The organism is Ochrobactrum sp. SFR4, from assembly GCF_019730395.1.
Classification (GTDB): domain Bacteria; phylum Pseudomonadota; class Alphaproteobacteria; order Rhizobiales; family Rhizobiaceae; genus Pseudochrobactrum.
Window position 1 is genome coordinate 100,718 of sequence record NZ_JAAPBB010000007.1, and the last position, 24,796, is coordinate 125,513.

24 protein-coding genes and 1 tRNA gene are annotated in these 24,796 nt (G+C 50.1%); 12 read left to right on the forward strand and 13 right to left on the reverse strand.

The window, feature by feature from the left end:
• The first annotated feature begins 644 nt into the window (after positions 1-644).
• Positions 645-1,100, forward strand: a complete 456-nt coding sequence (locus HBA93_RS10770; RefSeq protein WP_121991492.1) for a GatB/YqeY domain-containing protein — start codon at positions 645-647, stop codon at positions 1,098-1,100.
• A gap of 50 nt (positions 1,101-1,150) precedes the next feature.
• Here HBA93_RS10770 and HBA93_RS10775 read toward each other — a convergent pair whose 3' ends face one another.
• The gene (locus tag HBA93_RS10775; protein WP_221723268.1) at positions 1,151-2,827 is read right to left on the reverse strand and encodes a Na/Pi cotransporter family protein; all 1,677 of its coding nucleotides are present in this window, start codon (positions 2,825-2,827) and stop codon (positions 1,151-1,153) included.
• Between the two features lie 530 nt (positions 2,828-3,357).
• On the opposite strand from HBA93_RS10775, the gene dnaG reads away from it, so the two are divergent.
• The 6 genes from dnaG (at position 3,358) to HBA93_RS10805 (ending at position 9,616) form a co-directional block, all read left to right on the forward strand.
• Positions 3,358-5,331, forward strand: coding sequence for a DNA primase (dnaG, locus tag HBA93_RS10780; protein WP_122093823.1), 1,974 nt, complete (start codon positions 3,358-3,360; stop codon positions 5,329-5,331).
• 445 nt (positions 5,332-5,776) lie between these two features.
• Positions 5,777-7,798: an RNA polymerase sigma factor RpoD gene (gene rpoD, locus HBA93_RS10785; RefSeq protein WP_121991489.1), complete on the forward strand. Its 2,022-nt coding sequence runs from the start codon at positions 5,777-5,779 to the stop codon at positions 7,796-7,798.
• 160 nt (positions 7,799-7,958) lie between these two features.
• Positions 7,959-8,252 carry an HlyU family transcriptional regulator gene (locus tag HBA93_RS10790; RefSeq protein ID WP_121991488.1) on the forward strand — a complete coding sequence of 98 codons (294 nt, stop codon included), beginning with the start codon at positions 7,959-7,961 and terminating at the stop codon, positions 8,250-8,252.
• 113 nt (positions 8,253-8,365) lie between these two features.
• Positions 8,366-8,812, forward strand: coding sequence for a YcgN family cysteine cluster protein (locus tag HBA93_RS10795; RefSeq protein WP_051139026.1), 447 nt, complete (start codon positions 8,366-8,368; stop codon positions 8,810-8,812).
• Between the two features lie 113 nt (positions 8,813-8,925).
• Positions 8,926-9,291, forward strand: coding sequence for an antifreeze protein (locus tag HBA93_RS10800; protein WP_122093820.1), 366 nt, complete (start codon positions 8,926-8,928; stop codon positions 9,289-9,291).
• 248 nt (positions 9,292-9,539) lie between these two features.
• Positions 9,540-9,616: transfer RNA gene (locus tag HBA93_RS10805), tRNA-Ile, on the forward strand.
• A 51-nt stretch (positions 9,617-9,667) separates the two neighbouring features.
• On the opposite strand, the gene HBA93_RS10810 is transcribed toward HBA93_RS10805, so the two are convergent.
• Positions 9,668-10,876, reverse strand: coding sequence for an MFS transporter (locus HBA93_RS10810; RefSeq protein WP_221723269.1), 1,209 nt, complete (start codon positions 10,874-10,876; stop codon positions 9,668-9,670).
• A 194-nt stretch (positions 10,877-11,070) separates the two neighbouring features.
• Positions 11,071-11,271: a hypothetical protein gene (locus HBA93_RS10815; protein ID WP_221723270.1), complete on the reverse strand. Its 201-nt coding sequence runs from the start codon at positions 11,269-11,271 to the stop codon at positions 11,071-11,073.
• A gap of 155 nt (positions 11,272-11,426) precedes the next feature.
• On the opposite strand from HBA93_RS10815, the gene HBA93_RS10820 reads away from it, so the two are divergent.
• Positions 11,427-11,786, forward strand: coding sequence for an MmcQ/YjbR family DNA-binding protein (locus HBA93_RS10820; RefSeq protein ID WP_121991484.1), 360 nt, complete (start codon positions 11,427-11,429; stop codon positions 11,784-11,786).
• Between the two features lie 31 nt (positions 11,787-11,817).
• Here the strand turns inward: HBA93_RS10820 and HBA93_RS10825 are convergent, their stop codons facing one another.
• The 6 genes from HBA93_RS10825 to HBA93_RS10850 all read right to left on the reverse strand — a co-directional run bounded on the left by HBA93_RS10825 (position 11,818) and on the right by HBA93_RS10850 (position 17,700).
• Entirely contained in the window at positions 11,818-12,189 is a 372-nt protein-coding gene (locus HBA93_RS10825) for a hypothetical protein (RefSeq protein ID WP_121991483.1), read from the reverse strand.
• A 231-nt stretch (positions 12,190-12,420) separates the two neighbouring features.
• Complete coding sequence (locus HBA93_RS10830; RefSeq protein WP_121991482.1) at positions 12,421-13,101, reverse strand: outer membrane protein; 681 nt, start codon at positions 13,099-13,101, stop codon at positions 12,421-12,423.
• Between the two features lie 179 nt (positions 13,102-13,280).
• Positions 13,281-14,462: a BaiN/RdsA family NAD(P)/FAD-dependent oxidoreductase gene (locus HBA93_RS10835; RefSeq protein WP_221723271.1), complete on the reverse strand. Its 1,182-nt coding sequence runs from the start codon at positions 14,460-14,462 to the stop codon at positions 13,281-13,283.
• A 108-nt stretch (positions 14,463-14,570) separates the two neighbouring features.
• Complete coding sequence (gene pncA / locus HBA93_RS10840) at positions 14,571-15,185, reverse strand: bifunctional nicotinamidase/pyrazinamidase (protein ID WP_221723272.1); 615 nt, start codon at positions 15,183-15,185, stop codon at positions 14,571-14,573.
• 67 nt (positions 15,186-15,252) lie between these two features.
• Positions 15,253-16,335 (reverse strand): FAD-binding oxidoreductase, encoded by a 1,083-nt coding sequence (locus HBA93_RS10845; protein WP_122093779.1) that lies wholly within the window; start codon positions 16,333-16,335, stop codon positions 15,253-15,255.
• 120 nt (positions 16,336-16,455) lie between these two features.
• Complete coding sequence (locus HBA93_RS10850; RefSeq protein ID WP_221723273.1) at positions 16,456-17,700, reverse strand: aromatic ring-hydroxylating oxygenase subunit alpha; 1,245 nt, start codon at positions 17,698-17,700, stop codon at positions 16,456-16,458.
• 373 nt (positions 17,701-18,073) lie between these two features.
• On the opposite strand from HBA93_RS10850, the gene HBA93_RS10855 reads away from it, so the two are divergent.
• Entirely contained in the window at positions 18,074-18,763 is a 690-nt protein-coding gene (locus HBA93_RS10855) for a D-lyxose/D-mannose family sugar isomerase (protein ID WP_221723274.1), read from the forward strand.
• Positions 18,764-18,770: 7 nt separating this feature from the next.
• Here HBA93_RS10855 and HBA93_RS10860 read toward each other — a convergent pair whose 3' ends face one another.
• The gene (locus HBA93_RS10860; RefSeq protein WP_221723275.1) at positions 18,771-19,700 is read right to left on the reverse strand and encodes an alpha/beta fold hydrolase; all 930 of its coding nucleotides are present in this window, start codon (positions 19,698-19,700) and stop codon (positions 18,771-18,773) included.
• 199 nt (positions 19,701-19,899) lie between these two features.
• Here HBA93_RS10860 and ettA point away from each other — a divergent pair, with 199 nt between their 5' ends.
• The 3 genes from ettA to HBA93_RS10875 all read left to right on the forward strand — a co-directional run bounded on the left by ettA (position 19,900) and on the right by HBA93_RS10875 (position 23,141).
• Positions 19,900-21,549, forward strand: coding sequence for an energy-dependent translational throttle protein EttA (gene ettA, locus HBA93_RS10865; RefSeq protein ID WP_022710994.1), 1,650 nt, complete (start codon positions 19,900-19,902; stop codon positions 21,547-21,549).
• Between the two features lie 202 nt (positions 21,550-21,751).
• Complete coding sequence (gene tam / locus HBA93_RS10870) at positions 21,752-22,525, forward strand: trans-aconitate 2-methyltransferase (protein WP_221723276.1); 774 nt, start codon at positions 21,752-21,754, stop codon at positions 22,523-22,525.
• Positions 22,512-23,141 (forward strand): MOSC domain-containing protein, encoded by a 630-nt coding sequence (locus tag HBA93_RS10875; RefSeq protein WP_353619348.1) that lies wholly within the window; start codon positions 22,512-22,514, stop codon positions 23,139-23,141. Before tam ends, HBA93_RS10875 begins: the two co-directional genes overlap by 14 nt.
• A 69-nt stretch (positions 23,142-23,210) precedes the next feature.
• Here the strand turns inward: HBA93_RS10875 and HBA93_RS10880 are convergent, their stop codons facing one another.
• From HBA93_RS10880 to HBA93_RS10890, 3 genes are read right to left on the reverse strand one after another with little or no spacing between them, the layout of a single operon-like run.
• Positions 23,211-23,750, reverse strand: a complete 540-nt coding sequence (locus tag HBA93_RS10880) for a hypothetical protein (RefSeq protein ID WP_221723277.1) — start codon at positions 23,748-23,750, stop codon at positions 23,211-23,213.
• 37 nt (positions 23,751-23,787) lie between these two features.
• Entirely contained in the window at positions 23,788-24,333 is a 546-nt protein-coding gene (locus tag HBA93_RS10885; RefSeq protein WP_221723278.1) for a hypothetical protein, read from the reverse strand.
• Positions 24,334-24,388: 55 nt separating this feature from the next.
• Positions 24,389-24,706: a DUF2293 domain-containing protein gene (locus tag HBA93_RS10890; RefSeq protein WP_221723279.1), complete on the reverse strand. Its 318-nt coding sequence runs from the start codon at positions 24,704-24,706 to the stop codon at positions 24,389-24,391.
• Positions 24,707-24,796 lie beyond the last annotated feature (90 nt).

Genomic DNA, 24,796 nt, shown 5'->3' on the forward strand with positions numbered 1-24,796 from the left:
GTTTAAGGATAAATTATGCTCCAATTTTAAAGTGTTAGAGCGACCTTTGTGCGCCCAATAGGGCGCACGGCGCTCTAAGTATGTCGCGTCCGGAACCGGCTTTGTGGTCGGCCATCTGAACGGCAACTATGTGTTATATGTGCAGATGCAACCCGGCATGATAAACACCAGATGTGCAAAAACGCGCCGGATACAATAAGCTCCGTCGCGAGAATGAAAAAAATCTTCTGCTAAGATTAATAATGTAAAGAAATCTTGCCCTGTGGTCAATTGCTGTGACGGATATTTTCGCGGGAAAAGCGGCGGCCAGTACTTTGCGCTTATCAAAACAGCCTGAAAGAGCGGCTTCTGTTTGTATATTGCAGAGGCAATAATGAGGCTGCGCGAAGAAAATAAGCGGATGGTTTTGCCAAGACGGTAAATTGCGCTATAAGGCCTTTGATTTGCTTATTCCGGCCAGCTTTATTGCATTCAGGAGCGTATCGCCTTTATTTTGTTCTGTGCGCATGCCCTGATTTCTGTAAAATTTGCATCATGCGCGTGTTCATAAAAAGACAACTGACCGCGCCTTGCTCTGACCGGATTTTATAAATTTAACAGGCCGGATATGAATATATAGTGCTGTCCTGCCAAGGAGATAAGAAATGCTGCGTCAGGAAATTTCGCAAGCTCTGACAACGGCTATGAAAGCCCATGAAAAAATGCGTGCTTCAACGCTGCGCCTGATTATGGCTGCTCTGAAGGATCGCGACATTGCCAATCGCGGTGCAGGCAAAGATCCTGTGTCGGATGATGAAATTTTGGCAATTCTTGCCAAAATGATTAAGCAGCGTGAAGAATCCGCCAAAATGTACGAAGAAGGCAATCGTATTGAGCTGGCAGAAACTGAACGTGCGGAAATTGTTATTATTAAAGAGTTTTTGCCACAACAGCTGAGCGATGAAGAAATCCGCGCTAACAGCGCCGCTGCCATTGCCGAAATCGGCGCGGAAGGTCTGCGCGATATGGGTAAGGTGATGGCTGTTCTTAAAGAGCGCTATACCGGCCAGATGGATTTTGCCAAGGCCAGTGGTGTGCTGAAAGAACTGCTCGGCAACTGATCTGAGAGAATAAAGAAAAAGCCCGCGCTAATCGCGGGCTTTTTTTTATTTCAGCTTTCTGTCGCGGTTTTCAGGCGGGTGCCGCCGAGCATGCCTTTTTCTTCCAGCACCGGATAGGCCATGGAAGCAAGCAGCGAGTTGATCTGTTTGAGATCGCGGATTGTATCCAGATGGATTGAGCTGGTCTCAACACTGCGTACAGTCCCTTCACGCAGCCGCTGGAAATGCATTTCGCTGGTACGCTTTTCCATGTCGCGCAGATGGTCCTTTTCATGCACGAGCTGGCGTGCCGTGTAGCTGTCACGCGATACCAGTACGTTGAATGCCAGATGCGCATTGGAAACGACCATGGCGTGGAATTCGGTCAGTTCGTCCCAGCCTTCTTCTGTGAACTCCAGCTTGCGATCCATTTTCTTTTGCACATGGGCAAGCATATTGCGCACAATAATATCGCCGACCTGTTCCAGTTTAACGCAGGCGCCGAGCAATTCCTGCGTACGCAGAGCTTCATCTTCGCTCAGGTTTTTGGTCGCCAGTTTCGCGAGATAAAGCTTGATTGCGGCATGACGGGCATCCAGACGGTCATCCAGTTTTGCCAGTTCATTAATACCGACCTGATCCGGTTTTTCATAAAGATCCATAATCCGTCGCAGCATCACGTCAACGGTTTCACAGGTGCGCACAACTTCACGGGTCGCATTGCCGAGCGCCAGAGGCGGGGAGTTGATCACACTTATATCCAGCGCGCTGATTTCCTGCGTGAAAACAGTTTCTGCCGGTGCTTCCGGTTTGGCTTTAAGATTGACCAGTGTTTCTGTAGCGCGCAGCACAAGCCCTGACAGCGGGATACCTGCAATCAGAATAATCGTATTGAACAGGATATGCGCATTCACAACCTGACTGACCGGATCGGAGCCGAGAAACTCGACCGGCGGCTTAAAGGACAGAAACAGGATCAGGATAACGAGAGAGCCCGCGCCGCGCATCAGCAGATTGCCGAGCGGTACCACGCGGGTTTCCGGCGGGGCATTGCGTGTGAGCAGGGGGGCGATGATAGAAGAGCCAAGATTGACGCCAAGCACCATCACCACCGCCAGATCCGGCTGAATGAGGCCGCGTGAAGCGAAAGATGTGAGCAGGATGATGGCGGCAATTGATGAATGGAACAGCCATGTCATCAGCGCTGCAAGCAGATAGGTGGTGACCGGATCGCTCGCCAGATAATTGACAATTACCGGTAGCAGCTGACTGTCGCGCAATGGCGTTGTCGCCTCTCCGGTGAGTTCAAGCGAGAGAATAAGCAGGCCGATACCGACCAGAATTTTACCATTCTGTCGCCAGAACAAGCGCTCGGAAGACATAGAAATGAATGTGCCTGCCACAAGCGCCAAAGGCACCAGCAAAGTCAGGTCATAGCTCAGGATTTTAACGACAAGGGCAGAGCCAAGCTCACCGCCGCGCACGGCCATAAGGCCGGCCACACCGCTGACAAAGCCTGCGCCGACAAAAGAGCCGACCAGCAAAGTGACGGCCGTGGAGCTTTGAAGGGATACAGCCAGTAAAACACCGAAACTCACCGCCAGAAGCGGTTTTTGCATATATTTGCGCAGTCGTCGGCGTAAACGGTCGCCATAGGCGCTTTCAACGCCTGCCCGAACCATACGGGTTGCCCATAAGAGCAACGCGACTGCCCCTGCAAGATGCAGGAGGACGACTGAACCATTCAAATGCGTATTCCTTTTTTATTACCGGATGATTAGCTCATCCTTCGTGGTTCCCCGGATTGTCTCCGGATGCTCCGTTCCTGTTCGCGCCCGCACCGCATTACTGCAGTGATTTGGCGGAATGATCAGGACGGATAAAATGCAGTGCGAAAATCATGCACTGGCTAACCAATCTAGGCACATTATGCTTAATTTGGAAGAGGGATTTTACCTCTAACAGATGGTATTTAAAGTTTTTATGACAAATTTATGACAGTTAGCCGACTAAATCAAAATCCTACATTTTCAGGCGTTGAAGGATAATATTGCTGTCCCGTTGTATAAGATGATAAGCGATAATTATGACAACTGTGCTGCCCGCTTATAGGAGGAACTGCACTTGCGCAGGAGCGGGCATGTGAGTATCGGGGAAAGATGCGTTGTTGAGGCGTGTTTTTCTGTATTTCATGCTATTAAGATGAGTGGGCAAGGTCTTATGTCCCCCGAAGTCAGTATTGTTCTGGCAAGAGAACTGAGAGAGAATTTACAGGCGCATGCGTTTCCCCCCGTCCTTCCTTGATGAAATCCGCGACCGCGTTCCGATATCGTCTGTGATCGGGACGCGCGTGAGTTTTGATCGCAAGAAAACCAATGCGTCCAAGGGGGATTTTTGGGCGTGCTGCCCTTTTCATGGTGAGAAAAGCCCGAGCTTTCACTGTGAGGATCGCAAAGGCCGCTATCATTGTTTCGGCTGCGGTGTGACGGGCGATCATTTCCGTTTTCTTACCGAGCTTGAAGGCCTGAGCTTTCCTGAAGCTGTCGCACGTATTGCCGATATGGCAGGTGTGCCGATGCCGGTTATGGATGCCGAGCAGCAGAGACGCGAGGAAAAGCGCGGCACGCTCTATGATGTGATGGAACTGGCCGCAGCGTTTTTTGAAGACCAGTTGCAGGCATCGGTTGGTGCCAAAGCGCGATCTTATTTGCGCGACCGTGGCTTAAATGCGCAGACGCAGGCTGAGTTCCGTATTGGTTATGCGCCGGAAGGCCGCAATATTCTCAAGGAATATCTGGCCTCTAAAGGCGCAACGCGTGAGCAGATCGAAGCCTGCGGCATGGTTGTACATGGTGAGGGCATTGCGGTGTCTTATGACCGTTTCCGCGACCGCATCATGTTTCCGATTACTGACAGCCGCAATCGCGTGATCGCCTTTGGCGGACGTGCAATGTCACCGGATGCGCCTGCGAAATATCTCAATTCGCCGGAAACCGAACTGTTTCATAAAGGTCGTGTGCTCTACAATATGGTGCGCGCGCGTCGTGCCTGTCAGGCGCAAAATGGCGAAGAAGCCAAGCCTGTGATTGCGGTTGAAGGCTATATGGATGTGATCGCACTGGCGCAGGCCGGTTTCAACGAGGTTGTAGCGCCGCTTGGTACAGCGCTGACCGAGGAGCAGATGGCTTTGCTTTGGCGTATCAGCCCTGAGCCGGTTTTGTGCTTTGACGGCGACCAGGCCGGTTTGCGCGCGGCATATCGTGCGGTCGATACCGGTTTGCCGAATTTGCAGCCGGGCAAATCGCTGGCTTTTGCACTGCTGCCTGACGGCAAGGATCCGGATGATCTGGTCAAAGAGCAAGGTGCTTCCGCTTTCAGAACTGTATTACAGGATGCCAAGCCGCTGGCAGAAATGCTGTGGATGCGGGAAACTGCAGGCGGTAATTTTGAAACGCCTGAGCGGCGTGCTGAACTTGATGCACGGATGCGCACCCATGTGGCGCGGATCAAAGACGAAGGCGTCAAACATTATTACAGCCAGCATATGCGCGAGAAATCGCAGAGCTTCTTCGGTCCTAAATGGGGGCGGCAGAATGCCGATAAACGGGCAGGCGGCTTTGGCGGTAAGGGCAATTTCCAGCCGCAGCGCGGTAAAAGCGGCAGCTTTGGTGGTGGATTTGGCAATAATGCATCCACAAAGGCTTCTGACAGTCTGACGCGGTCGGCTATTGTGAAAGGCGGTTCGTCAGCGCCTAGTTTGCGTGAGGCTACGATTGTGCTGACGCTGATTAATCATCCGCCGCTGATCGATGAGAATTTTGAAACTGTGGCTACGCTGGAGCTGACCCATGCGGGACTGACAGCCTTGCATGCAGCGGTCCTGGATGTCATGGCCAGCCATCTGGCTGAAGACGGCAAAGCCATGCGCAAAACGCTCAGTGAAAATGGTTTTGCTGAACTGTTGGAAGAGCTTGAGCTGGTCGTACGCCGCGCTCGTTTGTGGCCGGCAACACTGCTGGCAGCCGAAGATGATGCCCGTGAAGCCCTCAAACAGGCAATGCACTTGCATCTGCGCGCACGGACACTACATAAGGAACTAAGAGCCGTTGAAGAGGCTCTTTCCACTGAAGCGTCAGCGGAGGTTTTTGCGCGTTTGATTGATATTCAGAGCGAAATTCGCAAGGCTGATGCAACCGAAGCGCTTATTGAAGGTTTCGGTCAGTCTTCAGGACGCCCGCCTGGCGGTTTCTGAGGATAGCAGATACGTGAACAAGGTCGCCAAACAGAGATAATTTGAACAAAAACTGCTCAGAACTGCATTGTTCGGTGCTTAACCGGCGTCACTCTGTCGCGAATCTGCATAAATGATTCGCTTTTTCCATGCGAATCATATGAGTCGCATTCTTTAATTGTATCGGTGAGAGCTTGTCCGTCGCTGAAAGGCGATAATACACAGCATCTGAACAATGTCATTACCGGTATGAGGTCAATACGGGGCTGAGAAGGCTCTGTAAATATGAAATTTGCAAACCGTTGTTTTAATTGCCGCAGCCGGTAATCAGCACGGTTAATCCGGTTTTAACGCGAAAGCGCTATTGCCGATACTATCGATAGTCACGGGGCATAACGCGAATCGTTTGTTCTGTTGTTCATTCTGCCCGATGAACCAAGCAAACCGATCGTCTGGAGATAAATATATGGCAACGAAGGCAAAGGAAAACGAAGAAGCTGAAGTCGAGCGCGATGGCGCGACCGATGGGCCGCTTCTCGACCTTTCGGACGACGCTGTCAAGAAGATGATTAAGCTCGCCAAGAAACGTGGCTATGTCACGATGGACGAGCTGAATGCCGTGCTGCCTTCTGAGGAAGTAACATCCGAGCAGATCGAAGATACAATGTCGATGTTGTCCGATATGGGCATCAATGTTGTTGAAGATGACGAGCAGGATGCCGACGCAGAAGAGCGCGACGATGACAGCGAAGAAAGCGGCGGTGATCTGGTAGAAGCCGGCGGCACCGCGCTGGCGACAACAACAACCAAAAAAGAACCAACGGATCGTACCGACGATCCGGTGCGGATGTATTTGCGCGAAATGGGTTCGGTTGAACTGTTGTCGCGTGAAGGTGAAATCGCGATTGCCAAGCGTATTGAAGCTGGCCGCGAAACCATGATCGCCGGACTTTGCGAAAGCCCGCTGACATTTCAGGCTCTGATCATCTGGCGTGAAGCGCTGAACGATCAGCAGATTCTGCTGCGCGAAATCATTGATCTTGAAACCACTTATGCAGGTCCTGAGGCCAAACAGGCGCCGGTGATCGAACGCGTTGAAGAACAGCCTGCGCGCGGTGATGATAAAGGTGGCCGTCGTTCACGCGATGACGATGATATCACCAATGTCGGCGGTGAAATTCAGGAAGAATACGAAGACGATGAGGACGATGAGGCCAATCTGTCGCTTGCTGCGATGGAAGCTGAACTGCGCCCTCAGGTCATGGAAACGCTCGATCTGATTGCTGACACCTATAAGAAACTGCGTAAATTGCAGGATCAGCAGGTGGAAGGTCGTCTGGCTGCTGCCGGTGAATTGTCGACCTCGCAGGAGCGTCGCTACAAGGAACTGAAAGATCAGCTGATCAAGGCCGTTAAATCGCTGTCGCTGAACCAGAACCGTATTGAATCGCTGGTTGAGCAGCTCTACGACATTAACAAGCGTCTTGTTCAGAACGAAGGCAAGCTGTTGCGTCTGGCGGAATCTTTCGGCGTGCGCCGTGAAGAATTCCTCAAAGAATATCAGGGCAATGAACTTGACCCGAACTGGACTGACCGTCTTGAAACCCTGACAGCCCGCGGCTGGAAAGAGTTTGTTGCTAAAGAAAAACGCGGCATTGATAATCTGCGTTCGGAAATTCAGAATCTGGCCACTGAAACCGCGATTTCAATCGGTGAATTCCGTCGCATTGTTAATCAGGTGCAGAAGGGCGAGCGCGAAGCAACCATTGCCAAGAAGGAAATGGTTGAAGCAAACCTGCGTCTCGTGATTTCGATTGCCAAGAAATACACCAACCGTGGTCTGCAGTTCCTTGATCTTATTCAGGAAGGCAATATCGGTCTGATGAAGGCGGTTGATAAGTTTGAATATCGCCGTGGCTATAAGTTCTCGACTTATGCGACATGGTGGATCAGACAGGCGATCACCCGTTCCATTGCGGATCAGGCACGCACCATCCGTATTCCGGTGCATATGATCGAAACGATCAACAAGATCGTTCGTACATCGCGCCAGATGCTGCATGAAATCGGCCGTGAACCGACACCGGAAGAACTTGCTGAAAAGCTGGCTATGCCTTTGGAAAAAGTGCGTAAGGTGCTGAAAATCGCCAAGGAGCCGATCTCTCTTGAAACGCCGGTTGGTGATGAAGAAGATTCACACCTGGGCGATTTCATTGAAGATAAGAATGCGCTGCTGCCGATTGATGCGGCCATTCAGGCAAACCTGCGCGATACCACGACCCGCGTTCTGGCATCGCTGACACCGCGTGAAGAACGTGTTCTGCGTATGCGTTTCGGTATTGGTATGAATACCGACCATACGCTGGAAGAAGTTGGTCAGCAGTTCTCGGTTACCCGTGAGCGTATCCGCCAGATCGAGGCGAAAGCCTTGCGTAAGCTGAAGCATCCGAGCCGTTCGCGTAAATTGCGTTCGTTCCTGGATAGCTAAAAAGCACAAGAAAGTGCCGTCATCCCTGTGGTGGCGGCATTTTGCTAGAGCGTGCCGTGTTTAATACTAGCCGCTGTGCTCGCTCTAAATTCTTTTAACTGTCGCATTGTCGCGGACGTTAAATGATCCCATTTAACTGCGAAATGCTCTAGGGGATAGAATGTCTTTTCTTAAACGCCTTTTTGGGTTTGGTGGTTCTGAAGCTGCAGACAGCAAGGCTCAGGCAGAGCCGGTTAGCAGTGAGCATAAGGGCTTCATCATTCTTGCAACGCCTTATAATGAGGGCGGACAGTTTCAGACCTGCGGCCTGATCCGCAAAGAAATAGGCGGTGAGATGAAAGAACATAAGTTCATCCGCGCTGACCGTTTTGCAACTATGGATGATGCGGTGAATATTACCCTCATCAAAGCCCGCCAGATTATTGATGAACAGGGCGAAGGCTTGTTCCGTTAAACTGAGGCGATATTGAAGTGACATAAGGCCCGGTTTACCGGGCCTTTTATTTTGAAATTGATTTATCCGGCCGCAGTAAATTTGCTAAAATGCTGCGGGAAGGTGAGGACGTTATGAAGAAACCATTCTGGCAAACCAAAACATTGCGTGAGCTGAACAAGCAGGAGTGGGAAAGCCTTTGTGATGGCTGCGGCCAGTGCTGCCTGCATAAACTGCAGGATGATGATACAGATGAGATTTACGGCACCAGTGTTGCCTGTACTTTGCTGGACGGCACAAGCTGTCAGTGTTCGGATTATCCGAACCGTAGAAAAACCGTGCCGGATTGCGTATTTCTGACTCCGGAAATCATTGAGACCGTGCGCTGGTTGCCGGAGACCTGCGGTTATCGTCGTGTGTCTGAGGGCAGGGATCTGGAATGGTGGCATCCGCTTGTTTCCGGCTCCAAAGAAACGGTGCATGAAGCTGGTATTTCCGTGCGCGGCAAGATCACTGCCTATGATCATGATCTGCCGGATGAAGAGGCATATCTGAAACACATGACCGGTCACATTGCCTGATAAAAAGTGATCAGATGAACTGCAAATGAATGATTGATTGCTGCTGCATTCAGAAATAGCCTGCTAAACATTGGATATCGCAACAAGTAAAAAAATTATCCAAGGAGGATGCTATGTCGGGTTTCTCAATGAAAGCAGCAATTGTTTCAGGTCTGATTGGTCTTGCAGGTGTTTTCTCTGCCGGTGCTTCAGCACAGGCCGCTACGCCAATGGTGTCAGTCGCAGTCAGCGGAGTGGCGACTACAGGTGCGCCGGTGGTGCAGGTAAACCATCGTCACGGTCATTATAACCGTCCGCAATATCGTCCGAACCGTTATGCCTGCACACCGCGTAATGCAGTTTCCAAAGCATCGCGTATGGGCATTCGCGGGATGCGCGTACATAGCAACCGCTCAACGATCCGCGTTTCCGGTTACCGTCACGGCCGTCCGGTGAGTGTTCTCTTCGGTAAAGCACGCGGTTGCCCGATTTTGCGTTAATCCCGCATTGACCGGTTGAATTGATTTCATGTCAGGCTGCGAATCGAACAGATTCGCAGCCTGATTTTTTGTACCGGCGAGAAGGAGGCTGATAGCGCTATTATTGCGAAAATATCTTGTTTTACAGAATGATATGCTGTGTCATTGGCTATATCTGCCATGTCTTTAAACAGTGATTGATAATGTTTTGGCTGATAAGCGAGTTAGTCTTGCGATCATGTTTCGATTCAGGTAGATCGGGATTGCGTGGGCCTGTAGCTCAATTGGTCAGAGCCGGCGGCTCATAACCGCTTGGTTGGGGGTTCGAGTCCCTCCGGGCCCACCACTTAATCCCGTCAGATAAGTTTGAATGCTGCATGACTATGCAGTTATATTGTCAATCGCGGAAGGGGCGGGCAGCCCGCCAGACTAATGGCACTAAGATCAGGGCAACTGCCGGAAGAACAATCCAGTTGATCGTCTGCCAGCCGGAGCTGTGCAACAGTGATCCGGCTGAGAATGAAGCGCAGGCGACGGTTCCGAAAACGAGGAAATCATTTGCTCCCTGAACTTTGCTGCGCTCTGCCGGTGTGTGGGCTTCTGCAACCATGGCGGTTGCGCCGATAAAACCAAAATTCCAACCTAAGCCCAGCAGGATCAAAGATATCCAGAAGTGAGCAATGTCAAAGCCGGACAAAGCAACAATTGCTGACGCTCCGATCAGAAGCAGGCCGATGGCGGCGATACGTTCTTTTCCGAAACGCACCATAAGTGCGCCGGTGAAAAAGCTCGGCGCATACATTGCAAGAATATGCCACTGAATGCCAAGCGCAGCCTGATCGATTGAGTGTCCGTGCCCGACCATGGCGATAGGAGATGCGGTCATCAGAAAAGTCATCAAGCCATAAGATACAGTACCTGTAGCAATGGCGAGTATGTAGCGCGGGGACAGGAATATCTGGCTGAGCGGGCGCTGTGTTGTATTGTCTTGCGATTGTGTTTTTGGTGCTGTTGATGAGTGCAGCAGCCAGAGTACCGGAATGGCCAGTGCAGCCAAAGCAGCCTGACTCAGGAAGCTTCCGGCGAAAGCAACGCCCGGAATTGAATCGCGTGTCCATATGACAAGCTGCGGTCCAATGATTGCAGCGACAAGGCCACCAATCATAACACGTGAAATGGCTTTCTGGGCCTGTTCGCCGCTGACATCATCGACTGCTGCAAAACGGTAGCTTTGCACATATGAGGAATAAAAACCTGCCAGACATGTGCCGAGACAAAAGATGACAAAGCTGGAAAGTATAATCCCCATTGTTGCAATAAGGCCTGAAATTATACCGATAACAGCGCCTGAAAGGTAACCTGTGCGCCGGCCAAAACGGCGCATGAGATAAGCGGCAGGCAGGGTGCCAAGCGCGAGACCAAGATTTAAAAGACTGACCGGCAGAGTGACAAGATCCGGATCCGGTGAAAGCTGTTGCCCGACCAGTCCGCCAAGTGAAATAACAATCGGGGCATTTGCTCCGCCCAAAGCCTGCGCAGTGGTAAGGACCCATGTATTGCGCTTTGCAAGATCCAATTTCGAGGCACCCGTTTGCGTAAAACTCATTTCATATTCATCCGGAAAATGGCAAAGCGTAGCGCATTTTTATATCCGTTGCGTTCGCTTTTTATTTTGTGTCGTCGCATATCTGTTGTTTGCGACATGCTGCAGTTACACCAATATACTCAAATAAATTCTAATAAAAATAATTATTTAGATAATTTTTCTACAGAATGTTTTCTGATCTCACAAATATGCCGTTAATGCATCCGTATAATTGCCAGCGTAAAACTGACCAGCGATGCGGCAAGCAGTATCCAGTTTGTGATCAGCGTTGTGTGATGTTGCTTTTCAAATAAACGCAATAGCCCCCAAATGACCACCCAGCTGACAATTGTCCCGATGATTGCTGTTCCGGCAAGGCTTTGCAGGATTTGAGAAAAATCAGCACCGGTGAGCAATTTCCCCAGTGCCTTGCTGCAGCCGTGTAAGCCTGACAGTATTATGAGCATCGTTACGGAAGACATATCGGGTTTCATCATGCGCCTGAAAATTTTTGCATGGCTATCTGCCAAGAAGTCCGCTTTATATTATGTCATTAACATCAGGATATGCCATGACCTATGACGAGTATAATGCCTTTTGCAATGCTTTGACGGCCACAACATATGTTGTTCAATGGGGCGGTTCACATGTCTGGAAAGTCGGTGGCAAGGTTTTTGTCATTGGCGGCTGGCATAATGACCAGCCGAGTTTCAGTTTTAAAGTCAGTCACATTGCTTTTGAAATGCTGCAGGAGCAGCCGGGATTGCGCCCTGCACCATATCTTGCCTCGCGCGGCATGAAATGGATACAGCATTATGCGGAGCCAGGTCTCAATGATGATGAGCTGAAAGACTATATCCTGCAGTCTTACCATCTTGTTGCGCAGGGACTGTCCAAGAAAAAGCAAAAAGAACTCGGCTTGTTGACATAGGCTGTATCTGCTTGGGAGATTTGCACTGATATTACCGCAGAGACCTTTTCATAATCAGGGGCTCATTGGATCTTGGTGCGGTATAATTCATGACCACCCGTATTGTTCTGGATTTAACATCGGTTTTATTGGCGCAATCCAGAAGTGCCTGTTGTGCGCTGAGGGCAAAAATTTTACCGGCTTCACGCACAGGCCGATATTCGACAGTGATGATCTCCAGCAACTCACCATCCGCATTATAAGTAACTTCAAAAATGGCTGATGCTTTTTGATAGTCGGTTTTTTCCGGCAATTTCCAGCATTTGCCTGCCATTTCGGCTATCACTTCACCAATAGGGGCGGCATGAAGTGAAGACGGAAACAGGCTGCAAGCCAAAAGAATTGCGACACAGGACTTATTCATAACTCTCCCGATACATCATAGTGCTGATGTATAGATAAGCATAAACTATGCCGAGGGGTAGGTGCGGGGGATTATAATATGGGTATAGTTATGAAGGATACGCGCTGACCATCGGCAGGAAAATTCGGGGCTGCTTTGAGGTGGTGTCTTTGCTGTCGTTTTGAGTTTGGCTGTTCAGATATAAAAAAAGCCCCGCAATGCGGGGCTTTCTTTTTAATCCGTAAGGATGGATTAGAACTTGTAGTTCACACCAACGCGTACTGTGTGGAACGGAGCCTTAACTTCACCGAAGCGAACGCCGTTAACATCATCCAGTTTCAGCTTGCCGAGGTCGGTGTAGAGGTATTCGGTTTTCAGAGTTACGTTGTTTGTAACAGCGTATTCTGCACCGGCACCTACAGTGTAACCAACTTTAGTGTCGGACTGGGAGAAGCTGTTTACGCCATCGAAAGCAGAAGCTTTGATTTTACCGTAAGCAACACCACCTGTTGCGTAAACCATGAAGCGGTCAACCGGTGTGTAACCGAGACGAACGCGGGTTGTACCGAACCAGTTGATTTTGGCTTCTGCACCAACAGTCTGACCATTGAAGTTCAGTTCTGCATCGGATTTCAGGTTGCCGCCCTGGAAGTCGGTTTCGATACCAACAACGGTCTGATCAAACTGCCAGTTGTAACCGGCCTGAACACCGCCGAGGAAGCCGCTTGCATTGTCTTTAGCAGAGAAGCCAGCGTAATCGTTGTATTTGAACTTGCCGCCTGCATAACCGGCGTTAAGACCGATATAGCCGCCTGTCCAGGAGAAAGTGTCAGCTACAACAGCAGGAGCTGGTTCGTTGTAAACGATAGCATCAGCTGCGAACGCGCTTGTGGAGGAGAGAAGCAGAGCAGCTGCCAGAGTTGTATATTTCATGTGATGAACTCCTTTTAGATTTCGTTAGAAACATAAAATATACCCTCGGAAATGTCTGTCACAAATATGCAACAGAAAGATCTTATCGACTTGAAGTAAATGTGATCGGCTTGACACCTTTTGGACACAATGTAAATCTGCGCGCCGCTCACGAAAACGTGTGATTTGTCACGTAAATATTATGCGGCCTGACCTGCGCTGTGGCCTGATGCCCATGCCCATTGGAAGTTGAATCCGCCAAGCCAGCCCGTTACGTCCACACATTCTCCAATGAAATAAAGGCCTTGTACCTTTTTAGATTCCATCGTCTTTGAGTCGAGTTCATCAGTGCTGATTCCGCCGAGTGTAACTTCCGCTGTACGATACCCTTCGGAACCTGCCGGTTTGATATGCCAATCCTGAATTGCCGCAACGAGATTTGTTAAGATCTTGTCAGACAAATCAGCTAGCGGCTTGTTCAATTGTGTCTTTTCCGTGAAAAACTGAGCCAAGCGACGGGGCAACTTTTCTGCAAGGGCGGTCTGGACAGACTGTTTGCCATTCGTTTTTCGTGCATTTTTTAACAATGTAAGGAAGTCAAAGTCCGGTTCTATGGTCAAAACGACCTCATCGCCCTCGCGCCAATAGGATGAAATCTGCAGAATCGCAGGTCCGCTCATACCGCGGTGGGTGAAAAGCAGTGCTTCGCGGAATCGGGTTTTGCCATGTCTAAGCTCTGCATCGACGGCTACCCCTGAGAGTGGGCTGAGCTGTTCCAGCAGATTGGGTTCCAGTGTCAAAGGCACAAGGCCGGGGCGGGGTTCAATCAGGCTGTGACCAAACTGACCGGCAATCTGATAGGCAAAACCCGTGGCTCCCATTTTCGGAATGGATTTGCCGCCCGTGGCAATAATCAGTGATTGTGCTTCGATTTTGCCATAGCTCGTCGCAACTATAAAACCGTCTGTGGTTTTGCTGATGTCCGAAACCGTGGTGTTGAGGTCGAGCCGCACATTTGCCTGCTGCATTTCCGTGCGCAGCATATTGATAATGTCTTTGGCGCTATGGTCGCAAAACAGCTGTCCCAATGTTTTCTCATGCCAGCTGATACCGTAGCTATCGACCATGGCGATGAAATCCTGCGGCGTGAAACGTGCCAGCGCGGATTTGCAAAAATGCGGATTGGCGGACAGATAGTTCTTTGCCGTTGCATGAATATTGGTGAAGTTGCAGCGGCCACCGCCGGAAATACGGATTTTGTCACCGGGGGATTTCGCATGGTCAATCAGCACGACCGAGCGTCCCCGCTGACCGGCACGGATTGCACACATCATTCCGGCTGCGCCTGCACCGATAATTACAACGTCTTTTTTCTCAATCACGGTGAGGCTTTCTGTTCCGGACAACGGGTAGGAGGATAAAGGCGTCTATATAAAGCAAAAAAGGCAGCCGTCGAGCGCTGCCTTGTTGATTGCGGAGGGAATACAGTTTTAACGGAACGCTACACCCGCATTGCGCATCTGGCTCATCATGGTTTGCAGAGATCCGCCAATATCAATCGCACGGCTTAAATCCGGCAACACAGTGACTTTGAAACCTTGTGCTGCCGCATCCAGAGCCGAATAGGCCACACAGAAATCGGTAGCGAGACCGGCCAGTGTTACATGCTTAATGCCGCGCTCGCGCAAATAGCCGCCAAGACCGGTCGGGGTCATGTGGTCATTCTCGAAGAAAGCGGAATAGCTGTCGATAGCTTTACGATAGCCTTTGCGGATTACCAACTCGGCTTTTGTCCATTGCAGGTCTTTATGAAATTCCGCGCCATGGGTTCCCTGTACGCAATGATCCGGCCACAAAGTCTGTTTGCCATAGGACATTGTCACCATTTCATAAGGCTCACGGCCTTCATGTGTCGAGGCGAAGCTGGAATGTCCTGCGGGATGCCAGTCCTGTGTCAGAATGACATGGTCAAAACGCGCAATCTCCTGATTGATGCCTGCAACGATACTGTCTCCGCCGGCTACAGCCAGCGCGCCTCCGGGGCAAAAATCATTCTGAATATCAATCACAATAAAGGCGGAGTTTTTCTGATCGTGTTGTGGCATCCCATTCTCCCGCTGCGTCACGTCCGAGAGCGATCAGTGACGAAAGCACGCGGAAAGGTCAAGAGGATCAGGCTTCAATTTCCACCCGTCCCAGCGGATGAGAGCAGCAGGCAAGAATATAGCCTTCTTCAATTTCATCATCGCGAATACCACCATTATGGTTCATAACGGTTTCGCCGCTGAGGCATTTGACTTTACACGTACCGCAGACACCAAACTCGCAGGCGCTTGGTATTTTTAACCCGCCGTTACGCGCTGCCAGCAACACAGTATCTGTCGGGCTGCATTGTACTTCCATGCCGGATAATGTGAAAATAACGCTCGGCGCCTCGGTCTCCGCATCACCGGCTGCGGCTTCAAGCGCGGCAGGTACCGGTATAGCGGGTGCTTCCGAGGCGGGCTGAAAACTTTCCTGATGATAATTGTCCATGTTGAAGCCGTTGGCTTCAAGCATGTCACGCACAGCGCGCATAAACGGCTCGGGGCCGCAACAAAAGACTGTGCGGTCTTTGAAGTCAGGTGCGGAAATATCAATAATACTATGACTGATACGACCATGAACGCCGCTCCAGACATTGCGGGCGATGGAACGCTCAACAACCAGTTGCAGGCGCAGGTTATCCATACGGCTGGCTAAGAGTTCCAGCTCCTTACGGAAGATAATTTCATCCGGTGAACGGGCGCAATTGAGAAAAACCACATCGCTGGCCGGTTGCGTATCATAAAGGAAACGGGTCATCGACATCATCGGCGTGATACCGGAACCGGCAGAGATGAACAGGTATTTTTTGCCCGGATGCGAAACGAGTGAGAAATCACCGGCAGGGCCGAAAGCTTTCAGTTTCATGCCCGGGCGCATATTATCCAGCATCCAGCGGGTGCCGATACTGCCTGCCTGTGCCTTAATGGTGATGGACACAGAATAAGGGCGCGACGGCGTGGAAGACAGCGTATAGGTACGCATGACCGGTTCCGGTGCGGCCGGTATCTCAATCGTGATGAACTGACCCGGCATATAGCGGAACCAGTTATTATTGTCCGGCGTGCGGAACGAGAAAGTCATCACGTCCGGCGCTTCTTCAATCGCCGCATCACATTCCAGAACCTGAAGCCTGTCGTTCCACGGCAGCATTTCATCAAGATATTTCATTCGTGCTGCTCTTCACCTGAAGGGGGCTTGAGGTGGGTTCACATTGAACCTGCCTTGTCATTACTGCTGCTCAGAGCACAGCACGTTTTTTACTGCGCTCTGAGTTGTTGTGATCTGTTGTCAGGCCACGCGGCTGAGTTTAGCAACTTCTCCTTGCAGGCGCGGGGTGATGAAATTGGCGTACCATTCAATAAACTGCATGACGCCGCCTTCATGCTCCACGGAATAAGGCCCCGGCTGATAGGCCGGTGAGCGAATGCCGCGGGCGTTTTCTTCCACGATCCGGCGATCCTGATCATTGGTTTCGATCCAGACATGGGTCAGTTCATCGAGATTGTAATCGACGCCTTCAACTGCATCTTTATTGACCATCCATTTGGTGGTGACCATGGTTTCCTCGGCGCTGATCGGCAGCACACGGAAAGAAATCGCATGGTCAATCATCACATGGTTCCATGTGGACGGATAGTTGAACAGCAGCATCGCGCCGATCTTGGAGGCAGTAACCTCTGAACTCAGGCTTTTCGCCACAGCAGGCTTGCCGGACATTGTATAGCTGTCGGCATCGCGCAGCAGCGGAATGCGGGCAATACGATACTGGCCGTTCTCGGACATGTTGAATTTAGCAGGCAGGCCGGTATCTTCACAGCGCTTCCAGAGCTGGTTGGTTTCCTCATCCTCCATCATGCCCTGTACGCCGGTGGCGCTTGGTGCTTCAGGATAGGTGCGGCACAGTTCCGGATGGTTGGCGGCGCAATGGTAGCATTCGCGGTTGTTTTCCCAGACCAGCTTCCAGTTGCCTTTTTCAATGATTGTGCTTTCAAAGGCAATTTTTGCATCTTTGATCTGATGGGGCGCCAGATAAGGCTCAACCGTTGCGCGGAAAGCATTGAAATCCGGTGCTTCATCCGCGACACAGATATAAATGTAACCGGCGACAGTTTCGCAATGCACGGTTTTCAGGCCGAAATCTGCCGGTTTGAAATCCGGCCCGACCTGACGGGCAAACAATAACTTACCATCCAGATCATAAGTCCACTGATGATAAGGGCAGACGAGGCGGGCAGCGGTGCCTTTTTCCGCCGTGCAGATACGCGAGCCGCGATGGCGGCAGGTATTATGGAATGCACGGATATTGCCCTGACTGTCGCGCACGACAATCACCGGATAATCACCGATCTGCACAGTAATATAGCTGCCTGCTTTCGGCAGCTCACAATCATGGCCGGCAAAGACCCATTCACGGTACCAGATATGTTCAAGATCGAGCTTGTAAAAGCCGGGATCTGTGTAGAACTTCTGTCCGAGACTGAAATTCGGGTCGCGCCCCAACAAGTCACTCAGCATCTGATTGCGGACGTCCATGATATGCCTCGCATAGCGTTGTTCATCGGGGGTGCCGGACTTTAAAACATGTCGCAGCCGGAGTGGCTTATGTGCGACATGGAAAAGCCTGATCCCGTATGGGTATTAAGATTGACGACAAGAGTTAAGTCTCAGAATATTTCTCAAAAAATCTGCTCTGATTATCCGTATTCAACCATTGAAATATGGCGGACGCGCATACGAAAACGACATGGGCTTCGCGTAAAGACGACACGCCAAACCGTCGCATCCGGAAATTTATCGGCGGCAATATTTTGTAGCCGAAAAGGGGCTGGTCAGACGCGGCAGGCCGTGCTTTTCTGTTGCGCAGACAAGACCCGTATCAAACGGATGCCCGCTGGAGGAAATATTTATGAAACGCTCGGAAATTAATGAAATTATCCGTGAAAGTGACCGCTTTATCCGGTCTTTCGGTTTTGTCATGCCGCCTTTTGCCTATTGGTCGCCGGAGGAAATGCGCACCCGTGTGAGCAATGACAGTGCAGCAATCCGCAATGCGCGTCTCGGCTGGGATATTACCGATTACGGGCAGGGGCGTTTCGATGAAATGGGACTGTTCCTGTTTACCGTGCGCAACGGACAGGCCGAAGATCTGCAAAAAGGCACCGGTATGCTTTATGCGGAAAAGATCATGATCTCGCGCGAGAACCAGCTGTCGCCGATGCATCGCCATGTGGTGAAGGCAGAGGACATTATCAATCGCGGCGGTGCCAAACTGGTGCTGGAAATGTTCAATTCCAACCCGGATGGCTCGATTGACGATAAAAGCGACGTGGTTGTTGCCTGTGACGGACGTATTAAGCGACTGTCCGCCGGTGGTTTGCTGAAGCTTGATCCGGGTGAAAGCGTGACCCTGATGCCCGGTAACTGGCATGCTTTCTGGGGTGAGGGCGGTGATGTGCTGATTGGCGAGGTTTCAACCGTCAATGATGATCTCACGGATAACATCTTCCGTGAGCCGATCGGCCGGTTCTCCGATGTGGAAGATGATGTTCAGCCACTGCATTTGTTGGTGTCTGATTATGACAAGTGGCTGGCGTAAAGCCCTGTCAGGCGATTGCCTTTAATGCCCATGCCGTAAAGTCCTGCATGAAACGCGCACGATCTGTTTCATGCAGGCTTTCATGGCGCATCTCCGGATAAATCTGTGTGGTAATATTGCTGAAGCCGGAGGCTCTCAGTCTTTTTTCCAGTGCAAGCAGGGATTTACCGCCTTCTGTTGAAGGATCCTGTCCGCCACCCTGTAAATAAAGTGGCATATGCAATGGTATTGCTTGTTGCGGAGCAGGATTATTGCAACGGCGCATAAAGCGGAAAACATCGATCCACATACTGACCGACGGATCATAGCCGCAGAGCGGATCATTATTATAGAGCGCAACCTCCGCTGCATCATGGGACAGCCAGTCAAATTGCGTCCGGTAATTTTCCACCTGCTTCGCCCATGTGCGGAAAGTCATGGCTGGCAGGAAATGGCTGGGGACATCGGAGCCGAGAAACATGCGCTCGGCTTTGAGTAAAGTGAAAGCCAATGTTTGATTCAGCACATTGGCAAAATTGGAATTGCATATGGCCGCCGCATCGGGTGTGCAGAATTTTCCGCATAAAGCGGCGAGTGTTACCAATCCCCCCATGGAATGGCCGAAGAGAATGAGCGGCAATCGGCCATGTCTTTCGCGGATTGTCTTTTCAATAAAGCTGATATCCTGCAGCACTTTTTCATCGCCATCTTTGGCTGCGAACTGACCGAGCGGTGCATCCGGTGCGCTGGTCAATCCGTGTCCGCGATGGTCATGGGCATAGACGTTAAATCCGTGCTCTGCGAGATAATCCGCAAAGTCATGATAGCGGGCAGCGTGTTCAGCAAGGCCGTGGCTGATCTGTATATTTCCGATGGGTGTTTTTTTCGCCGGTTGAAAGCGCAGCGCCAGTTTTGCACCGCTCGGACTTAACAGGATTTCAGGATTATCAAATGGCATTGTGAAACCTTGTTTCGGGAGTGCGGAGACTATACTTGTAATAATAATCAGCTATTCAGAGGTTAAACAGGGGAAGATGCTTATCGCGCCTGCTTCGCCTCTGTTCTGGCATTGCCCCTGCGCAATATTTAGCCTAAATAGCGCATCAAAGCGAATTCCCACACATTACGGGCTCAAATTCTCGGAGAACAGCCACCCAATGGCACGTCAATTTATTTATCATATGTCGGGTTTGAATAAAAACTACGGCACAAAGAAGATTCTCGAAAATCTGCACCTGTCATTTTATCCTGATGCGAAAATCGGTATTCTCGGCCCGAACGGCGCCGGTAAATCGACAATCCTCAAGATTATGGCTGGTCTCGATAAAGAGTTTACCGGTGAAGCCTGGCTCGCCGATGGTGCGACCTGTGGTTATCTGGCTCAGGAACCGCATCTCGATCCTGAAAAAACTGTTTTCGGCAATGTGATGGAAGGTGTGGCTGACAAGCAGGCCATTCTTGACCGTTATAATGAGCTGATGATGAATTATTCTGATGAAACTGCTGACGAAGGTGCGGCACTTCAGGATATTATTGACAGCCAGAACCTCTGGGATTTGGAAAGTCAGGTTGAAATGGCGATGGAAGCTCTGCGCTGCCCGCCAGCCGATGCTGATGTAACCACGCTTTCCGGTGGTGAACGTCGCCGTGTTGCGCTTTGCAAGCTGCTGCTTTCCAAGCCAGACCTGCTGCTGCTCGACGAACCGACCAACCATCTGGATGCTGAAACCACTGCATGGCTTGAAAAGCACCTGCGTGAATATAAGGGCGCTGTGCTGCTCATCACGCACGATCGCTACTTCCTCGACAATGTGACCGGCTGGATTCTCGAACTCGACCGCGGTCGTGGTATCCCTTATGAAGGCAACTATTCTGCCTATCTGGAAGCCAAGGCCAAGCGCATGATTCAGGAAGGTCGTGAAGACGATTCCCGTCAGAAGGCTCTTGAGCGTGAACGTCAGTGGATTGCGGCAAGTCCTAAAGCACGTCAGTCCAAGTCGAAAGCCCGTATTAAGGCCTATGACAAGCTGGTTGAAGCGGCTGAAAATCAGCGTCCGGGTGATGCACAGATTCTCATTCCTGCGGGTGAGCGTCTTGGTCAGGTGGTTATCGAAGTTGAAAACCTGTCCAAATCCTTCGGCGATCGTTTGCTGATCGACAACCTGACATTCAAACTGCCTCCGGGCGGTATCGTTGGTGTGATCGGTCCGAACGGTGCGGGTAAATCGACCCTGTTCAAAATGATCACTGGTCAGGAACAGCCGGATACCGGTAGCGTGCGTATCGGTGATACTGTTAAGCTCGGTTATGTTGATCAGAGCCGTGACCACCTCGACCCGAACAAGAATGTCTGGGAAGAAATCTCCGGTGGTAACGACATCATCAAGCTCGGCAAATTTGAAATGAACTCGCGCGCTTATTGCGGTGCGTTCAACTTCAAGGGCGGCGATCAGCAGGCTAAAGTCGGCAATCTTTCCGGTGGTCAGCGCAACCGCGTGCATCTTGCCAAGATGCTGCAGACGGGCGGCAACGTGCTGCTCCTCGACGAACCGACCAACGATCTGGATACAGAAACATTGGCGGCGCTTGAAGATGCGCTGGAAAAATACGCTGGTTGCGCCGTTATTATCTCGCACGATCGTATGTTCCTCGACCGTCTTGCGACACATATTCTGGCTTTTGAAGGCGACAGCCATGTTGAGTGGTTCGAAGGTAACTTCGAGGACTACGAAGCTGACAAGGTTCGTCGTCTCGGACCTGAAAGCGTTAATCCGAAGCGGGTGACCTATAAGCCGCTGACACGATAAAGGTTCGGGATGTTCTGGTTCTGGCGGTCTGCAAATGGCGTTGTTTTGCGCTTCCGGTGCTCACGTACAAACAGTACGCTGCGCGCCGGTTCTCAAACTCCACCATTTTCGCCTCGCCATAATCAGAACCTCAACGACCTTATCAGAAGTTAATAAAGGCCGGTGCATTGCACCGGCCTTTTTGTTTTAGAAAGGGAAGACAATGAAAGACTGGTCGGCACAGCAATATCTGAAATTTGAAGACGAACGCACAAGGCCGGTAAACGATCTTATCGCCCGTATTCCTCTGGAGAATCCTAAGGCGATTGTTGATATTGGCTGCGGCCCCGGTAACTCGACAGAAGAATTGAAAAGACGCTGGCCGCAGGCACAATTATCCGGTTTTGATTCATCGCCTGATATGATTGAAAAAGCGCAGACACGGTTGCCTGATGTGCCGTTTTATTTAAGCGATGTCACGCAGTGGCAACCGGATGCGGATGTTGATTTGTTGTTTTCCAATGCGGTGTTCCAGTGGATCCCTGAGCATATCCAGCATTTGCAGCGCCTGTTGAAGGGGTTGAAATCAGGTGCCGCACTGGCTGTGCAAATGCCGGATAACTGGAATGAGCCGTCCCATCGCATGATGCGGCAAGTGGCGAAAGACAGTCGCTGGATTGAGCGGTTAAGCAATGCATCGCGGCCGCCAATGCCAAATGTAAATGCCTATTATGATGCGCTGATACCATTCGCATCCCATATCGATATCTGGCACACAATTTATAATCATCCGCTTGATGGCTATGCGGCGATTACCGAATGGGTGAAAAGCACCGGCTTGCGGCCGTTTTTAAATCCGCTGAATGAAGAAGAACAGCGGGATTATCTGGCAGAATATACCGAGCGGCTGGCCGAGCATTATCCTTTGACTGTTGATGGTAAGGTATTGCTGCATTTCCCGCGGGTATTTATGGTCGTTGTGCGTGGTGAAGGTTGAAGTTGTGATGGCCGATTTGTTTGATAACATGCATGGCAAACGCATCGCAGCGCGTAAAATCTCAGGTCGTGTCCGTAGTCTCTATATTGCTTCAGGACAGGATTTTGTAACGCAGCCTGTTGATGTTTTGCAATGCGATCACGGTGGTATCGTCGGGGATTACCATTACGGCATGACACGTAAGGCCGGAGGTCGTGAGCCGTGGTATGAGCGGGGCACGCCGATCCGCAACGACCGGCAGGTCTCTCTGGTCTCTGTAGAAGAGCTGGACAAGATTACCGCAGCAATGGGGCTGGATGCGATCAGGCCGGAGTGGATCGGTGCCAATATTGTTGTGGAGGATATCCCGGATTTTACCTTGCTGCCTGCTGGTACGGTGTTGTTTTTTGACGGCGGCCTGACTCTGAAGCTGGACGGGCTTAATGCGCCTTGCAAAATTGCGGGAACCTCAATCGCACAGCATATTCAGGCGGACAACGAGGTTGCAACGGCGCTTTCATTTGTGAAAGCAGCTAAATTTCTGCGCGGCCAGACCGGGTGGGTAGAGCGGGCAGGTGCTGTTCATTCAGCGGATAAGATAACCGTGCGGATACCGGAACAGGTTTTTTATGTTTAAAATTTTAAATGCTAAATAACTTAGAGTGTGACCGAATTGCAAAATTGCAATTCGGTCTTCTTTTATAATTTACGCAGGAGGCATGTTGTTTTGTGCAGGAGGAATTGAGTTATTTGTAAGCGCGTTTAGCTTCCAAGTAATGATCAAAGGAGGATCGACTTGAATGGCCGGATCCAATTCTAGCCAGGTGACACCTTCTGAGCCTTCGTCATAGGTGAGGTATAATTTTTTATTCAGAGCGTTAACTATGTTTAGAATGTAAACGTTTTGCTGACCTGGTACTACTTCAAAACTTACAGGAAGTTTTTCCGCTGCTGGAAGAAAGGTTATTCCACCAGCTGTTTCCCCTGTATATGTGAGAACTGTTGTTTGGAATCCTGAACTGGCTAGGAAAGAACCTGATGCCGGATTATAAATCGTAAATGTATTATTTCCAGTCGCAGGCGTGCTGTGCATTGCAAAAATTTGACCACTATCTGTTGCGTCGTCAATAGTATCTATATTGCATTGAGCTTCATATTGAAAAAGTGAAGTATTATTTCCGGTGTTGTCATAAATGAATAATTTTTTATTGTTTGATGTATTGCTTAAAGTGAAAAGTATTGACATGTTTACCTCTTTTAATAATTATTATTATTGATAAATATTAAAGCCCAAGAACATTATCTAAAACAAATGCATCGCTTGTACCGGATGCAGCAGGAGTGTTCTTATCTACAAATATTATTCTTGGGGATTTTGTATTAGTTCCTAAATTTGTACTATTTATATCAATAATAGCTTTATATTTAAGATCAGCTTTATTTGGTACTAAAGGATCGTCAAGTAGTATTTGATATGCTGATCCAGCTATTGCTTTAAATATAAAGCTACATGCTGTGTCAGATGTTGTGAAATTCAGAAGGCCGGATACGGTGCCGTAAGCCGTTGGAGCTCCGGAAATAGCTACACCTTGTTCGGTATTGCCCAGAAATGAGCCGGTAAAGGGATTGAAAATTTTCAGAGAAGCTGATGCGCCGCCACCAATGAGCAGTGTAGGGTTTTCAAATGTTACCCAGTCACCTGCCGGACTAAAGCCTGTGGTTGTTGTTACTTGACTGGTATGAGTAATATACTTGTTACCTAAGGTGCTCGGCTGAGCCCATATATAGCGACCAAATGTTTGGCTCTTAATTCTGAATAAATATGCCATTTTAAAAATCCTTTTAATGATTTAAATTACATTTTTACTCTCCCACATATTTAAATTACTGGTCACTGTAATTACTGTCAGGCAGTAAGTTATTCGCGTGCCATTCATTGAGCTTTTCTGTTATTTGCGCATTTATCCAGTAAAGCGCGCTGTCTTTATCCAATCCTTCATCGCGGAGCTTGTCGTAATCGGTATAGGTATGGCGGATATAGGCGAGCAGGGTGAGGCGCGCGGCATTGTGTGCTGTGAGGTTGCGCATATGCGGTGCGGTGGCTGCTTCCCGCACTTGCTCCGCATCATAGAAGGGGATCCGCGGCGCCAGTATACGGAGCGCCAGTTCAATCTCTTTGCGGCGTTTTGCCGATGCGGCCATTATAATCTCCTGCGGGCGGTGTGCTTGGCTTATGCTTAGATCAAATAAGATATTTTAAAATATCTGGTTGTCGATTTTTGTTGCATTGAT

What these genes read in the sequence shown, in the direction of transcription:
- ettA (WP_022710994.1), top strand. Translation starts at nt 19,900, where the DNA reads ATGGCACGTCAATTTATTTATCATATGTCGGGTTTGAATAAAAACTAC.
- HBA93_RS10845 (WP_122093779.1), bottom strand. Translation starts at nt 16,335, where the DNA reads ATGAAATATCTTGATGAAATGCTGCCGTGGAACGACAGGCTTCAGGTT.
- HBA93_RS10885 (WP_221723278.1), bottom strand. Translation starts at nt 24,333, where the DNA reads ATGGCATATTTATTCAGAATTAAGAGCCAAACATTTGGTCGCTATATA.
- HBA93_RS10825 (WP_121991483.1), bottom strand. Translation starts at nt 12,189, where the DNA reads ATGAATAAGTCCTGTGTCGCAATTCTTTTGGCTTGCAGCCTGTTTCCG.
- HBA93_RS10855 (WP_221723274.1), top strand. Translation starts at nt 18,074, where the DNA reads ATGAAACGCTCGGAAATTAATGAAATTATCCGTGAAAGTGACCGCTTT.
- HBA93_RS10790 (WP_121991488.1), top strand. Translation starts at nt 7,959, where the DNA reads ATGTCTTTTCTTAAACGCCTTTTTGGGTTTGGTGGTTCTGAAGCTGCA.
- HBA93_RS10770 (WP_121991492.1), top strand. Translation starts at nt 645, where the DNA reads ATGCTGCGTCAGGAAATTTCGCAAGCTCTGACAACGGCTATGAAAGCC.
- rpoD (WP_121991489.1), top strand. Translation starts at nt 5,777, where the DNA reads ATGGCAACGAAGGCAAAGGAAAACGAAGAAGCTGAAGTCGAGCGCGAT.
- HBA93_RS10860 (WP_221723275.1), bottom strand. Translation starts at nt 19,700, where the DNA reads ATGCCATTTGATAATCCTGAAATCCTGTTAAGTCCGAGCGGTGCAAAA.
- HBA93_RS10795 (WP_051139026.1), top strand. Translation starts at nt 8,366, where the DNA reads ATGAAGAAACCATTCTGGCAAACCAAAACATTGCGTGAGCTGAACAAG.
- dnaG (WP_122093823.1), top strand. Translation starts at nt 3,358, where the DNA reads ATGCGTTTCCCCCCGTCCTTCCTTGATGAAATCCGCGACCGCGTTCCG.
- HBA93_RS10880 (WP_221723277.1), bottom strand. Translation starts at nt 23,750, where the DNA reads ATGTCAATACTTTTCACTTTAAGCAATACATCAAACAATAAAAAATTA.
- tam (WP_221723276.1), top strand. Translation starts at nt 21,752, where the DNA reads ATGAAAGACTGGTCGGCACAGCAATATCTGAAATTTGAAGACGAACGC.
- HBA93_RS10830 (WP_121991482.1), bottom strand. Translation starts at nt 13,101, where the DNA reads ATGAAATATACAACTCTGGCAGCTGCTCTGCTTCTCTCCTCCACAAGC.
- HBA93_RS10800 (WP_122093820.1), top strand. Translation starts at nt 8,926, where the DNA reads ATGTCGGGTTTCTCAATGAAAGCAGCAATTGTTTCAGGTCTGATTGGT.
- HBA93_RS10820 (WP_121991484.1), top strand. Translation starts at nt 11,427, where the DNA reads ATGACCTATGACGAGTATAATGCCTTTTGCAATGCTTTGACGGCCACA.
- HBA93_RS10850 (WP_221723273.1), bottom strand. Translation starts at nt 17,700, where the DNA reads ATGGACGTCCGCAATCAGATGCTGAGTGACTTGTTGGGGCGCGACCCG.
- pncA (WP_221723272.1), bottom strand. Translation starts at nt 15,185, where the DNA reads ATGCCACAACACGATCAGAAAAACTCCGCCTTTATTGTGATTGATATT.
- HBA93_RS10890 (WP_221723279.1), bottom strand. Translation starts at nt 24,706, where the DNA reads ATGGCCGCATCGGCAAAACGCCGCAAAGAGATTGAACTGGCGCTCCGT.
- HBA93_RS10810 (WP_221723269.1), bottom strand. Translation starts at nt 10,876, where the DNA reads ATGAGTTTTACGCAAACGGGTGCCTCGAAATTGGATCTTGCAAAGCGC.